Raw genomic sequence first — 14,111 nt, 5'->3', positions numbered from 1 at the left:
GGAACCCGGCCGCGGTCGTGTCGTCCGTCCAGTCACGCGTGTCGTCCGCCGGATCACGTGTGTCGTCCGGTCGGTCACGTGAAATCGCCGGTACTGGACCTCGTGAGCAGTAAGGACGGTTCTGGCGAGCCTCCTCTTAGGTACCTACTGCGTGACCCGCGGCGCTTCTTGCGTGAAGTACATGAAGGACCCCTTCCTGTACCTAGGCGCAAGGAAGGGGTCCTTCATGTACTTCAGACCCGGCTGAGCCGCGACACCAGTACCGCGGACGGCACCGGATGCGCGCCCTTGCGCCGCACCGAGTCCGCCACCGCGCGGTCCGTGCTCGCGACCACCATCGGCCGCCCCGGCGGCTCGGCCGCGACGAGGGACCGGATGACGTCGTCCGCGAGGACGCCGCGTTCGGAGAACAGCACCCGTACCCCGCGCGGCACGGCCGCGGGCACGGAGAGCACACCGGCGCCGTCGAACACGACGGTGACCTCGGCCGAAGTCCGCGCGGCGAGCGCGGAAAGCTGGTGGATCAGCCGGTCGCGCTGGTCGGAAAGCGCCAGTTCCGGGTAGCCGGTCTTCGTGACGTTGTAGCCGTCGACGATCAGGTGCACGTTGGGCAGCGCGAGATGCCGGTCGAGCGCGGTGACGTCCTGGATCTTGCCGCCTGCCCCGAGGCCCGACGTCGCGCCGCGGACCATGTCCGCCGGGCGCTGGCCCCGCGCGCTCACCGAAAGCTCCCGGCGGAGCCCGCCGACGGCGCCTTCGATGGTGTCCAGCAGCAGCCCGAGCCTGACCTCGTCGGCCTGACGCGCCTCGCGGGCGGACTGACGGGCGATCTCGGCGTCGGTGACGGCCTTCTCCGCGCGCGCCCGCTCGGCCGCGACCCGCTGCCTCTCGCGGTCCAGCTGGGCCTTCAGCGCCTTGATCTCCGCGGCGCTCTCGGCGCCGCCGCTCTCCAGTTCGGCGCGAGCCGCGGCGACCGCGTCCTTGGCCTGACGCAGCTGGACACCTTGCTCTCGCAAGCGCTTCAACAGTTTTTCGACCTCGGCCTCGCGTTCGCCCCGCGCGCCACCGGCGATCTCCTTGGCCTCGCGCAACTCTTCGCGCAGCTGGGCCAGTTCGTTCTCGAGCCGCTGGTTGCGGGCCAGCGCGGCATCGCGTTCGGCGCGCAACGCCGTCTCCTCGGCGTTCTTCGCCACCAGCCGGACCCGTCCGGCCGCGCCTGCCTCGCCGAGGAGCACGGCGGCGGCCGCGGCGGCGACGGAATCGGGGGCGTTCGGGTCGAGGGCGTCCTTGCGGTGGTCGCGCAGCCATTCGGTGACCGCGACCCGGAACTGCGAAGACTCCCCCAGCGCGGCGAGCAACGCCGCCCCGCCGAGTTTCGCGCGTTTCGCCGGGGCGAACTTCGCGACCGGGCGCAGCTGCCTCGGCACGTCGGCGACCGGCAGTTTGCCGACGGCGGCGGCCGCCAGCTCGGCGATCCGCTCCCGCACGGTCTCCGGCAAGGACGTCCAGCCTTCGGCCGGTACCTCTTCGGACGGCTCGTCCGCGCCCGCCGACGCCACGACACCCGAGGGACCACCGGTGGCGTCCTCGCGTGATTCGGGCTCTGCGGGCTGCGGTTGCATCGCTCCAGCGTAGGCCCCATGGCCTCGGGGCGCGCTGGATGGGACGGCGTGCGGCGTTCCCGGGATTGTCGGTGCCCACCCCTACTGTGCCCGACCATGGACACCGGACGGCGGCCCGGCGCGGCGCAACTCGCCTTCGACGAGCTCGGAACCCCTTTGCGGGACACCACTTTCGTCGTATTCGATCTGGAGACCACGGGGACGAAACCCGGTCCGGACGGGATCACCGAGATCGGCGCCGTCAAGGTCCGCGCGGGCGAGATCGTCGGCGAGTTCGCCACCTTCGTCAATCCGGGGATGCCGATCCCGCCGCAGATCGTCGAGCTCACCGGCATCACCAGCGCGATGGTCTACGACGCTCCCCGCATCGAGCGTGTGCTGCCCGCGTTCCTCGAGTTCATCTCCGGTGCCGTGCTGGTGGCGCACAACGCCCCCTTCGACACCGGTTTCATGCGCGCGGCCTGCGAGGGCCACGGCTACCGCTGGCCCAAGGCGGCCGTCGTGTGCACCGTCCGGCTCGCCCGCCGGGTCATCTCCCGCGACGAGACCCCCAGCTACCGGCTCTCCGCGCTGGCCGCGCTGTTCGGGGCGCGCACGACGCCGAACCACCGTGCGCTGGCGGACGCGCGCGCCACCGTCGACGTCCTGCACGCACTGCTCGAACGCGTGGGCAACCTCGGCGTCCACACCCTCGAAGAACTGCTGGACTACCTGCCCGAGGTGACGGCGGCCCAGCGCCGCAAACGATCGCTGGCCGAGCACCTGCCGTCGAGGCCCGGTGTCTACCTGTTCCGCGGCCCGAGCGACGAGGTCCTCTACGTCGGGACGTCGTCCGACCTGCGCCGCCGGGTCCGGCAGTACTTCACCGGATCGGAGAGCCGAGGACGGATCCGGGAGATGGTCGCGCTGGCCGAACGGGTCGACGCGGTCGAATGCGCGCACGCGCTGGAGGCCGCGGTCCGGGAACTCCGGCTGATCGCCGCCCACCGGCCCATGTACAACCGCCGTTCCAAGAACCCACGGCACGCCTGGTGGGTCGCGCTGACCGAGGAGGCGTTCCCCCGCCTCTCGGTGGTCCGCATGCCGCGAGACGGGATGCTGGGGCCCTTCCGCACCCAGACCGACGCCCGCTCGGCCGCGGACACCCTCGCCGGCGCCTCGGGGCTGCGGACGTGCACCCAGCGGATCTCGGCCACCGCGCCGAACGGAACGCCCTGTGTCCTCGCCGAACTCGGACGCTGCGGAGCGCCGTGCGCCGGGCAGCAGACGATCGAGGCGTACCGGCCGAGTGTGCTGGCGGTGTCCGGGCTCATCGCCGGAACGGACGGACGTCCGCTGCGAGCCGCCGCCGAGCAACTCGCCCGGCTCTCCGCGGCGGAGCACTACGAACAGGCCGCCCAGCATCGCGATCAGCTGGCCGGGCTGATCCGCGCGGTCGGCCGGGCGCACCGTCAGTCGGCGCTGGCCGGAATCCCCGAACTGATCGCCGCCGGGCCGGACGGGAAAGGCGGCTGGGAACTGGCCGTGATCCGGTACGGCAGGCTCGCGTCGGCGGGTGTCGCCCGGCGCGGGGTGCCGCCGATGCCGGTGGTCGAGATGCTCGTGGCCTCGGCGGAGACGGTCATCCCCGGCCCCGGTCCGCTCTTCGGCGCGATCCCGGAGGAGATCCAGATCCTCCTGCGCTGGCTGACCCGCCCGGGTGTCCGGCTCGTGCGCACGACGCAGCCCTGGGCGGAACCCGCCGCCGTGGCGGGTGGCTGGCAGGAGTGGCTCGACCTGGCGTCGAGCGCGACGGCACTCGAACGCGTGGCGGGTTAGGATTCCGGCACCGGATTCATTGACGTAGGAGGCGCTGTAGTGATCACCGCGATCGTGCTGATCCAGGTCGAGGCCGATGCCATCCCCGAGGCGGCACAGGCGATCGCGGACATCGAGGGTGTCCGCGAGGTCTACTCCTGCGCGGGCGACGTCGATCTGATCGCCTCGGTCCGCGTCGCGGCCCACGAGGACCTCGCGGACCTGATCCCGGCGAAGATCGGCAAGGTCCCCGGCGTGCTGAGCACGGTCACGCACATCGCGTTCCGCTCGTACTCGAAGGCCGACAGCGAGTCCGCTTTCGACATCGGCGTCGAAGGAGCTTGAGGAAAAACAAGAACCCCGCCCCGCCGGTGACTTTTTCACCAGCGGGGTGCATCTTGCGCGAACCGGCCAGTCGCGGTTAGGTGGGATCAGAATCGGAATTTCACTGGGGGAATTCCGGTACTGGGGATTCCGGAGTACGTACCGATGATCGATCCGTCATGGGATCGCGGCGATCGCCGCCATATTCACTCCACGCGAGCCACCGCACCGCCCGTCGGCGGGAGCGGCTTGCCGATCCATCACCGAAGCCGCCGGATACGCGGCCACTGACGAAGCCTTTCCCGGCGACTGAAACAGTCGCCGGGTAAGCGCGGGCATTTTCCCGACAAGGATTCGAAGAATTTCGAATTCCTCGCCGGCTCCGGTCCCGATTCCGGACGCCGTTGCCACCGACACCTTTCCCGGCGCCGTCCGGGAAGGGTCCCCGTTAATTCAACCTGCACCGAAGCTGACTGGGGGCTTGGAGTGTACAAGCGTATTTTGTCCTGCGCGCTTTGCGCCGCGGCGTTGTTCTCCGGGACGATCGCCGTTCCGGCGGGGCTCGCCGCCGAAACCGGAGTGCACGCCACGGCCGCGGCGATGACACCCGGCGAGATCGCCCGCTGGGAGGTCCTGACCCACGCCAGGTACAGCGTCCACAGCACGGTGAAGACGGACGCGTGGATCGCTCTGCTCAGCGAAAACCCGGAGGCGGCGTCCATCGAGTTCCTCCGCTATCCCGGCGGCGGGCTCGAATACGCGACACAACGGGCGCTCAACCGCGACGAAGGCAACAAGCGATTCCTCCGGCGACTGCTTGAGACCCACCTCCGGGCCTACTCGCCGGAGGTCTACGACGCGGCGAACCACCACTTGACGGCGACCGCGGCCAAACGGGAACAGTTCTGTCACGGTGGCGGCTACGAAGCCGCGAAGGCGCGGGATCAGAAGTTCCGCGCCGACCTCGGCGAGCAGAAACGTGCCCTCGTCGAGGAGGACCGCCGATACGTGCGAATGCTCGCCGAGCGGGATCCGGGCACCCAGGTGAGATTCGCCGCTGCCTACGCGGTCCGCGAGGGATCGACCGACGACGACCTGACCGATTTCTTCGCCTGGGGCTGGGCACAGGGCGCGCGGCTGGACATCGAGACCTTCCGCGAAGAGATGCTGCGCCAGAACCGCCAGTGGCAACTGACGATCACCCAGCTGATCGTCGACGCCGAAGCCGCCGAAAAGGCCGCGCGGGAAATCGAAGGCGAAGCAGGCAAGGAGGCCCGTGACCGGGCCGCGGCCGCCTGGCGCAAGGTCGGCACCGAGGTTTCGCCGGTGCGGTCGAAATGGGAAGAGGCGAGGGACTTCGCCCAGCGGCAGGCGGAAACCTGGCATGCCATCCTGCTCGCCGCGCAGCAGGCCGCCCAGAACCCCAACTGGAAAGCGATCATCGACCCCGCGAGGACGGTGGAAGGCGACTGGACGGACAACCGGTCCCTCTCCGGCGAGAACGTCGAGTACTGGGAGTCGTTGCTGCGGAAGGCCCTCGAAGGCGAGCAGCGGATCAAGAACCCGAGCTGATCATCCCGCCGTCCGGTTTCCCGCGGCGGCTTCCTCTCGAGAATAGGTGACTGGGGTATGCGAAGAACGTCCATGTCAAGGCCATGGCTCAGCCGTGGCATCGCGGTGGCCGCCGTCGCCGCCGTGTTCGCGGGGCTGATGGGCGCACCGGCGGGTGCGGCCGAAACACCACCCGGCCAGGGTGTGCCGCCCGCCGTGCCCACCGCGGAACCCGACCTCGAGTCGACCACGGTTCCCCCGGCGTCACAGCGGGACAAGGTGCTGGCCGTGGAGGCCATCGAAGTCGGTGAGGCGACCGACGATTGGCTGAGGCTGTCCGACAAGAACTTCGTCTTCAAGGTCTACGAGAAGATCAGCATCGACGCCTTCCCCCGCACCAAGGCGGAAGCGTCTCGGATCTACGGTCTCACCGTCGCCGACGCCTCGGCGTTCATCCGGACCGGTATCCACGAATTCGTCCAGCGCGATCACGACGAGAAGATCCTCCGGGACATCGAACGGCGGGACCGGATCGGCGCGCGGATGAAGGCGCTGGAGAACGCCCGCATCATCCCGTTGGACCCCGTGCTGCTCGACCTCACCGACCGGAACTTCGTCTTCCAGGTCGCCAGCCGGGCCAAGAGCGGCTCCAAGGTCCAGAGCGGTGCGATGACCGCGTACAAGGGCGACGCCGCCGTTTGGAAAACCTTCATCGAGGTCACCATCCTCGACCTCGCCGAGCAGGACATCATCGAACACCTGGAACGCCTCCGGCAGGAGAACGCCGAGAAGGCGGCCCGGGAAGAGCGTGACATCAAGCGGCGCACCGCCGTCGCCGAGATCCCGGCCACCTTCCAGAACGTCTGGCTGGACGCCGAGGACGACGTCTTCGTCCGTGAGCTGCTGCGGCTGCCCGAACTGGCCAACCCGGCGAACATCGAGGTCAAGGACGCGGCCGAGCGCGCCTCCCGCAGCACGGACCCGGCGGTGTGGAAGGCGTTCATCGACACCGGGCTCAAGGCGGCGGCCGGACGGGACAAGGCCCGCCGTGAAGCGCAGGAAGACCAGGCCAACCGGGACGCCGTCCGGCAGCTCAAGGTCCGCGCGGAGAACAGCGGGCTCCGGCCGCGGCTGGTCGCGGCGGCCAACGCGGCGCTGGCGGGCAACCGCGACGCGGTGATCACGTTCCTGCGCACGGGCCAGTACGAGGTGCTGACCCAGTCGTTCGGGACCTACACCCCCGGCGTCCGGGGCTGGCACGTCCACACCGGCGGGGGCGACGCGTGGATCACCACCGGGAACCCCGGCACCGACGGAACCAAGCCGTTGCCGAACGCGACCTGGAAGGTGGCGAGCGGGCTCGCCGATCCGCTGTGCTACTCCCTGGAGTCCACCGACCGCGCCGGGAACTACCTGCGGCAGCAGGATCTGCGGGTCAAACTGCACGGCAACGACGGCACCGACCAGTTCAAGAAGGACGCCACCTGGTGCCCACGGCGCAACGGCGGCGAGGTCCAGCTGGAGTCGAAGGCGCACCCCGGCCGGATCATGCGGCATATCGACGCGCAGCTCTGGATCGCCCAGCAGGGTGGCGGGAACTGGTTCGACACGGACCGGCTCTTCGTCGAGGACTCGCACTGGCGGGTGGTCGCACCGAATCCCGAGGTGTCGACGCCGCTGATGCTGGACTGGTTCAACAACGACGGCCTGCGCGGGCTCGCCGGTAATCCGAAGGCGGCGGAAATCCACGACGCGGGTGTCCGGTTCCGTGAATTCACCAACGGCCGCCTGTACTGGGGCCCGGAGACCGGCGCGAAGTTCATCAACGGCGAGATCCTCACCCGGTACCTGAGCCTCGGCGGGCACAAGTGGCTGCTGCCGAGTACCAACCAGCTCAACGGGACCAACCGGTCGATGATCAACTTCCACGGCCACAACATGGCGATCTACTGGACGCCGTCGACCGGAGCCAAATTCGTGATGGGCTCCATTCGCGACCGGTGGAATTCACTCGGCGCGGAAAACGGCAGGCTCGGTTTCCCGACCAGCGACGAGTTCACCATCCCCATCGGCCGCCAGAGCAATTTCGAGCACGGCTACATGACCTGGAACTCCAGCACGCACGAAATCCTCGTGTTCATGTCCGTCGGCTGACCGAGTCCGTCTTGCTCCAGCCGGGGGCCTGGGAAACGCTCCCTGGCCCCCGGCTGACCTTTTCGTCCGAACAAAGGTATGCGAAATGCGAAGATCACTGATCGTCGGCAGACGACCAGCCGGAAGTATCGCCGTCCTGACCGCCGCGACCGTGCTGTGCGGCCTGTTCACCCCGGCCACCGGGTACGCCGCTCCCCCGGCACCGTCGAGCCCGACCGTCGAGGCGCCCGCCCCGTCGGCCCCCGAGGCACCGGTTCCCCGCGAAAGCCCGGACGCCGCCGCGGCCGAACTGCCGAGCGCAACCGAAACCGAAAAGGTGCGCGCGGTTTTCGAGATCGAAGTCGGTGAAGCCACCAAGGAATGGCGCGAAGCCACCGACATGAATTTCGTCTTCAAGGTCTACGACAAGATCAACGCGACGAACTTCCCGGTCACCAAGGCCGAGGCCTACCGCGTCTACAAGGTCATGCTCGACAACAACGCCGCCCCCGACGCCACGGCGTTCATCCGCACCGGTGTCTTCGATTTCGCCGCCCGCGACCGCGTCGAACGGCAGCGTCGTCAGGAGGCCTGGGACCGCATCGTCCAGCTGCGCCGGGAGATCCTGATCGACGCCGACATCGTCGGTTTCGACGACGTCATGCTCAACGACAACGATCAGATGTTCATCTACAAGGTGTACCAGAAGGCGAAGCCGGAACAGCCGAAACTCAAGCAGGGCGCTTTCGACGCGTTCGGCGGTGACGCGGCGGTGTGGAAGGACTTCATCGAGAACAAGATCCGGGCGCTGAATCACCAGGACCAGCTCGACTACCTCGACCGGTTGAACCAGGAGAACCAGGAAGCCGCCCGCAGGGAAGCCGCCAGGATGGCGAAGAAGGACGCCTGCGACAAGGTTCCCGTCATCGCCGTCGCGGCCTGGCTCGACCTCGCCGACGACGACTTCATCCGCGAGCTGCTCAAGACCCCGGAACTCGCCGACCCCGTGCACCGCGAGATCAAGGACGCGGCCATCGCTGCCCTCGCCGGGGTGGCGGCCGACTGGGACCGCTACATCAGGACCGGGGTCGCCGAGGCCCGCGCCAGGGACGACGCCAGGATCCTGCGGGAGCGGGAGGAGGCCGACCGGCAAAAGGTCCGCGACATCAAGGCCAAGGCCGACGCGAGCAGGCTCCGTCCCCGGCTCGCCGCGGCGGCGGGCGACGTCGCCGCGAACGGGACCTGGGACCAGGTCAAGGACTTCCTCGCCAAGGGCCAGTACACCGTGCTGGAACAGGCGTTCGCCGGAGTCACCGCCGGGCGGCGAGGCTGGCACGTCCGCAGTGCCGGCGGCGATGCCTGGGCCACCCCGGGAACCCAGCCGTCGAATGTCGTCACCGCACCACTGGGCGACGCCACCTGGAAGATCGTCCCCGGGCTCGCCGACCCGAACTGCTTCTCGCTCGAATCGGCCACCCGGGTCGGCAGCTACCTGCGCATCGCGCCCAACCTGCGGGTCCAGCTGGCGGGCAACGACGGCACCGACGTCTACAAACTCAACGCCACCTGGTGCGCCAAGGCGGGCAGGGACGGCAATCCGACCAACGTGACGCTGGAGGCGAAGGCGCATCCGGGCCGCTTCCTGCGACAGTACTGGGGCGAGCTCTGGGCGGCCAACGGTCAGAGCAAGGAGAACAACTTCGACACCGACGGCAACTTCGCCGCCGACATCAGCTGGATTCCCGTCGGTCCCAATCCTGCGATCACCACGAAGATCGACGAGCGCTGGCTCAACGAGGACTGGTGGGGCTGGAACGGCCTCGGCCCGCAGACCCAGCCGGAAAACATCTTGAACGGCATCCGGTACAAACGCTTCCAGAAGGGCGGCGCCTTCTGGTCTGCCCAGCACGGCGTGGTTCGGATAATGGACCCCCTGCTCAACAAGTACCTCGAATCCGGCGGCCGGAACATTCCGGGATACCTCCCCAGCGGGGACACCGGATACCTGCCCGACGGGAAGGGCATGCGCAACCTGTTCGCCGGCCCCAGAGGCATCTGGTACCACCCGAGCATCGGCCCGAAGCTGATCTACGGGGCCATTTTCGATCGGTGGGCGGCACTGCAATACGAACGAAGCAGGCTCGGCTATCCCACTTCCGACGAAATGGATTTCCCCGGCGTACCCGGTAAACGCGTGAGCTACTTCCAGAACGGAAGGATCGAACACACCGCGGCCGAAGGCGCGAAAGAGTACTACAACTGACAATTCCGAGGTGCCTTGCCGGGTACACCGGCAAGGCACCTCATTCACCCCGCAGTAGTTCTTTTCACCGATACCTGGGGGTTCTGATGTCGAGAACGAGATATCTACTGAGAACGTTCCTTGTCTTCTTGGCCACCGCCGTACTCGCCGGGCTGATTCACCCGGCGCCCGCGGTCGCGGCCGACGATCCACCACCGACCACGCCACCACCGACGTCCCCGGCCCGTCCCCTGCCGGAAGACCCGTACCGCAGCTGGGACGGCCGATCGGGCGTACCCGCCCTGGTGGGCAGTCCCGTCGTCCGACAGATCATCGCCGATCACGCCGAGCTGGCCGAGGAGCCCGAAGTACGTGAGGCCGCGCGCGCGGCGCTCGACGCGGGCACCGAAGCCGCGTTGCACGAATTCCTCGAAACCGGCCTCGACGCCGCCAAGGCGAGGGCCGCGGCGCGGGAAGCCGAGACCGCGCGCCAGAACCGGGTCACCATCCAGGCGATGGCGGGTACCGGCGGGCCGATCTTCAACGCCGAGGTCCACCGAGTCCTCGCGGGAAGCGATACCGACCGCGAGCAGTTCCTCGCCTACGGCAAGGAGATCGCGAGGGAGCGCGACGCACAGATCGCGGCGGGCGGCCAGGCACGTGCCGAGCAGCTGCGCGCCAGGGTCACGGCACTGCTCGGCGTCGCCGGGCACCATGTGAAGACGGCGGCACAGGCCGCGCTCGACGCGGGTGACGCGGCGATCGCGGAGTTCCTGAACACCGGATACCTCGCCGCGGCGAAACGTGACGCCGAAGAGCGGGAAAAGCAGATCCGTGATCAGGAGGCCGCGGCACGGGCCGCCGAGCAGCTGAGCGACCTCGCCAAGCGGGCCGCGCGGGCGATGACCGCGCGGCGGAACCTGATGGTGGCGCACGGGGACGCGCTGCGCGCGCTCCAGCGGATCGCGAATGCGATGGTGCTCGCGGGGAACGAAGCCCGCAAGGCCAAGCAGATCCTGGACGCGAACGACGCGGCGGGCAACCACCCTCCCGACTCCTTCACCTTGGTCAAGGCCGAGGCCGCCCGTCAGGTCGGCAACGCCCGCGACGCCGCGGCCGATGGCGTGCGCGCGGCCGAGCAGGCCGGCGTCCAGGCCGCCGAACTCGTCGCCGTCGGACTCCCCTACGGGACTCAGTGGGCCGACATGGCGAGAGGCATGAGCGCGGCCGGGCAGGCGGCGGTCCACGCCTCGGAGACCGCACAGCACGCGATCGACGCCACCGAAGCCACCGACCAGGCACGCAACGCCCAGGAACGCGCCGAGAAACACGCCGAGCAGGCTCGCCAATGGGGTCTGCACGCCGAAGAGCACGCGGTCGCTGCCGCACAGGTGGCGGAAGCGGCACGAGTGCAGGCGGTGGCGGCCAAGGACGCGGCCGTCCGGGCCAAGCAGGCTCGCGAAGCGGCCGAAGCCGCGGCCAACGCCGCCAGGGCCTCGGCCGAACGCACCCGCGCGCATCGCGAAGAAGCGGAACGGCAGCGGGACAGGGCGAAGAGCGCCCGCAGGGTCGCCGAGGCCGAGCGGGCCAACGCGGCCGCCGCCCGTCAGCGTGCCGACCAAGCGGCCGCGGAAGCACGTCGTCACCGCGGCGAAGCCCAGCGTCAAGCCGGCATCGCCAACGACTCCAACCTCCGCGCGCAGGAACAGGAACGGCTCGCAGGGGAAGCCGAACAGCGGGCGGTGGGCGAAGAAGGGAAGGCGAAAGCCGCTCGCGACGCCGCCTTCACCGCGGAACGGCTGAAGCAGACCGCGCAGGCGAAGGCGGAAGCGCTGAACGCGGCCGAAGCCGCCGCACGGGGCACCGCGGCGGAGACCGACGCGAAGAACGCCGCCAGTGCGGCGCGGAACGAGGCCAACAACGCGACCGCCGCGGCCACCGCGGCCCGCGACGCCGCCAACCGGGCGACCGGCGCCGCCGTGGTCGCGAGGCAAGCGGCGGGCGAAGCGACCCGAGCGGCGGCACGGGCCCGCGCCGCGGCTCAGGAAGCCCGTGCCGCCGCCTCCGCGGCCAACCACGCGGCGAACCGGGCCGAGTCCTCGGCGGCGGAGACCCATCACCACGCCACCCAAGCCAACGTGAAGGCGGCCGAGGCGACCGCCGAGGAGACCAAGGCGGCCGAGGCGGCACGGAACGCGGTTCAGCTCGCGGAACAAGCGGCCGGCGAGGCGATGCGTTCGCTGATGGCGGCGGAGCGTACCCGCGCCGAGGCCGACGCGGCGTTCACCGAGTCGGTCTCCGCGGCCACGCAAGCGGATATCGCCCTGCGGGCGTCCACCGCCGCGCGGTCGTCGTCGAGCGCGATCACCGATCCGGCCAACCGGGCGATCACCGTCGTCGCGCCGTACGCGGGTTCGGACCTCGACGCCGATTTCGCCATCCTGGTCGCCAACCAGGCCAGGGCGGTCGGAGCCGAGCAGGCGCAAGCGGCCCGCGACCGGGCCACCGAAGCGAGGCTGGCGGCAGATCGGGCCGCCGAAGCCGCTGCTCGGGCGCAGAAAGAGGTGAAACCCGCGTTCGAAGCGGCTGCGCGGGCAGCGGCATCAGCCGCCGCAGCGGCGAACTCGGCGGCCGAAGCGCAGGAAGCGGCAGCCGCGGCCGCGGCCGAAGGCGCGCTGGCTCGCGCCGCGGGCGAGCGGGCGAACGCGTCGGACGCGGCCGCCCGCGCCGACGCGCAAACCGCGCGTGCGGCGGCCAACGAGGCCAACGCCGACGCCGCCATCGCCGGCCGGAACGCCGCCGCGGCCGAACGTGATGCACAGGCGGCGAGGGACTCGGCGTCGCGTGCCGAACGGGACGCTCAACTCGCCAGGGACGCGGCGACCGCAGCCGAAGCCTCGGCGGCGGAAGCCAGGGCGGCGGCCGACCGGGCCGAAGAACACGCGCGCAACGCGGCCGCCGCCGCGGAACGGGCACGGCAGAGCGCGACCGAAGCCCAGCAAGCCGCCGACCGCGCGGAGGACCAGCAACGCAAGGAGGAAGAGGAAGCGAGACGCCGCGCGGCAGAGGAGACGGGCGCCGGGCTGCCCGATCTGTCCCAAGAAGAAATCGCCATGCTCTCGACGACCGAATTCGGGCGGATGCTGCTGGACGAGTACCGCCAGGCCGCGGAGCAGTCCAAGAACGGCGGCAGTGTGACGTCGTTCCTGGTGGAGATCGGGGCCGAAGTCCTGCTCGAGGTGATCGGCTGGCGCGACGCGGAGCGGTGCTTCGGTGAAGGCAACATCGAAGCCTGCATCTGGACCGTGGTCAACGTCGCGTCGATCGTCGTCGTCTTCCTGAAGCTGCCCAAGGTGGCTTCGGCGGTCGTGAAGATCATCCAGAACATTTCCAAGTTCCTGAACAAGTCCGCGATCTTCCGCAAGGTCGCGGACAAGGTCAAACCGCTCTTCAACGCCATCCGCAAATGGTGCAACCGGATCAGCCAGGTACCGGCCACCGCGAAAGCCGCGGACATCCCCGATTTCACCTGTGGGCTCGTGGATCACGGTGACAACGGGGGAACGTTGCCGAGCATCGCGCTCGACTACCGGATCGGAAACGGCTACGGAACGAGCCGGAACGTCGCCGTCGCCTATCTCCCCGGCTACAAGGACCCGCACGGGAAGCTCCCCGACGGCTACGTGGCGGGCAACAGCAACGACGCCGGCCGCCACTCCGAGCAGCACATCGTCGAGCAGGTCATCGAGCAGGGTTTCGACCCCAAGAACATCAAGGGCCTCTACAGCGAACGCGAACCGTGCCCCGACTGCAAACGGGACTGGGTCAGCAAGATGGCGCCCGACCTCAAAACGTCCTTCTCGGTACCGTGGACCGGTGATCCCGAGATCGACAAGATCTACAAGGGGAGCCTGATCGACATGATCAAGAAGTCCTACAAGAGGCGCGGCCTCTTCCCCGGTTCGGCGACGGCCGCCGAAGCGGAACAGCGCGTCTTGGTGGGCAGTGGAGCAGGCGGATGACTTCGCTCCGCCGCGTCCATCCCGCCGAACAGGAACGGCTGCTCGCTCTGGGCGACCGGACCGAAGCCGTGCTGCGGGCGGCGGGATTCCCGGTGATCGTCGAGCCTGATCCGGACGATCACCGGGACGCCGGAGGCGCCGTGATCGAGGTGGACGTCTTCGAGGGTGCCTGCGGGGTCTGGGTCGACTGGGTGGTGGCAAGGCCTTGGCGTGATGAGGCCTTTCGGTTCCTGGTGGCCGGCGACAAGGAGAATCCTCGGGTGCGGCAGCAGATCGCCGTCCACGCGGCGATGCGGACGGCGCTCACCGCCGTCCTCACCGCCGCAGGCCTGACCGTCGTCCCGAGCGACGACGACATGCGTCCCCTGGAGCTCAAGGTCACCGGCTGACGCTTCAACGTGTGAAGGCCCCCTTCCCTCG

At 69.4% G+C, this 14,111-nt stretch carries 8 protein-coding genes; 7 read left to right on the top strand and 1 reads right to left on the bottom strand.

Annotated features, from left to right (window positions below; genetic code table 11):
- Positions 1-233: 233 nt before the first annotated feature.
- Positions 234-1,622 (bottom strand): NYN domain-containing protein, encoded by a 1,389-nt coding sequence (locus tag ACIHAO_RS22240; protein ID WP_396560622.1) that lies wholly within the window; start codon positions 1,620-1,622, stop codon positions 234-236.
- 96 nt (positions 1,623-1,718) lie between these two features.
- Here ACIHAO_RS22240 and ACIHAO_RS22235 point away from each other — a divergent pair, with 96 nt between their 5' ends.
- The 7 genes from ACIHAO_RS22235 to ACIHAO_RS22205 all read left to right on the top strand — a co-directional run bounded on the left by ACIHAO_RS22235 (position 1,719) and on the right by ACIHAO_RS22205 (position 14,080).
- Positions 1,719-3,440 carry a DEDD exonuclease domain-containing protein gene (locus tag ACIHAO_RS22235; RefSeq protein ID WP_396560620.1) on the top strand — a complete coding sequence of 574 codons (1,722 nt, stop codon included), beginning with the start codon at positions 1,719-1,721 and terminating at the stop codon, positions 3,438-3,440.
- 39 nt (positions 3,441-3,479) lie between these two features.
- Complete coding sequence (locus ACIHAO_RS22230) at positions 3,480-3,764, top strand: Lrp/AsnC family transcriptional regulator (protein WP_005154220.1); 285 nt, start codon at positions 3,480-3,482, stop codon at positions 3,762-3,764.
- Between the two features lie 465 nt (positions 3,765-4,229).
- On the top strand, positions 4,230-5,315 hold the full coding sequence (locus tag ACIHAO_RS22225) for a hypothetical protein (RefSeq protein WP_396560618.1): 1,086 nt from the start codon (positions 4,230-4,232) through the stop codon (positions 5,313-5,315).
- Between the two features lie 72 nt (positions 5,316-5,387).
- Positions 5,388-7,448: an AbfB domain-containing protein gene (locus ACIHAO_RS22220; protein WP_396560616.1), complete on the top strand. Its 2,061-nt coding sequence runs from the start codon at positions 5,388-5,390 to the stop codon at positions 7,446-7,448.
- 85 nt (positions 7,449-7,533) lie between these two features.
- Positions 7,534-9,690 carry an AbfB domain-containing protein gene (locus ACIHAO_RS22215; protein WP_396560614.1) on the top strand — a complete coding sequence of 719 codons (2,157 nt, stop codon included), beginning with the start codon at positions 7,534-7,536 and terminating at the stop codon, positions 9,688-9,690.
- A 128-nt stretch (positions 9,691-9,818) separates the two neighbouring features.
- On the top strand, positions 9,819-13,691 hold the full coding sequence (locus tag ACIHAO_RS22210) for a nucleic acid/nucleotide deaminase domain-containing protein (RefSeq protein WP_396560612.1): 3,873 nt from the start codon (positions 9,819-9,821) through the stop codon (positions 13,689-13,691).
- Positions 13,688-14,080 (top strand): hypothetical protein, encoded by a 393-nt coding sequence (locus ACIHAO_RS22205; RefSeq protein ID WP_396560610.1) that lies wholly within the window; start codon positions 13,688-13,690, stop codon positions 14,078-14,080. Before ACIHAO_RS22210 ends, ACIHAO_RS22205 begins: the two co-directional genes overlap by 4 nt.
- Positions 14,081-14,111 lie beyond the last annotated feature (31 nt).

The organism is Amycolatopsis sp. NPDC052450, from assembly GCF_044547565.1.
Classification (GTDB): domain Bacteria; phylum Actinomycetota; class Actinomycetes; order Mycobacteriales; family Pseudonocardiaceae; genus Amycolatopsis.
The sequence above is the reverse complement of the archived record's forward strand: the minus strand, read 5'-3'. Positions and strand labels throughout refer to the sequence as shown.

Excerpts from the sequence above, each read along its gene's own strand:
- ACIHAO_RS22220 (WP_396560616.1), top strand. The coding sequence starts at position 5,388 with ATGTCAAGGCCATGGCTCAGCCGTGGCATCGCGGTGGCCGCCGTCGCC.
- ACIHAO_RS22235 (WP_396560620.1), top strand. The coding sequence starts at position 1,719 with ATGGACACCGGACGGCGGCCCGGCGCGGCGCAACTCGCCTTCGACGAG.
- ACIHAO_RS22240 (WP_396560622.1), bottom strand. The coding sequence starts at position 1,622 with ATGCAACCGCAGCCCGCAGAGCCCGAATCACGCGAGGACGCCACCGGT.
- ACIHAO_RS22205 (WP_396560610.1), top strand. The coding sequence starts at position 13,688 with ATGACTTCGCTCCGCCGCGTCCATCCCGCCGAACAGGAACGGCTGCTC.
- ACIHAO_RS22215 (WP_396560614.1), top strand. The coding sequence starts at position 7,534 with ATGCGAAGATCACTGATCGTCGGCAGACGACCAGCCGGAAGTATCGCC.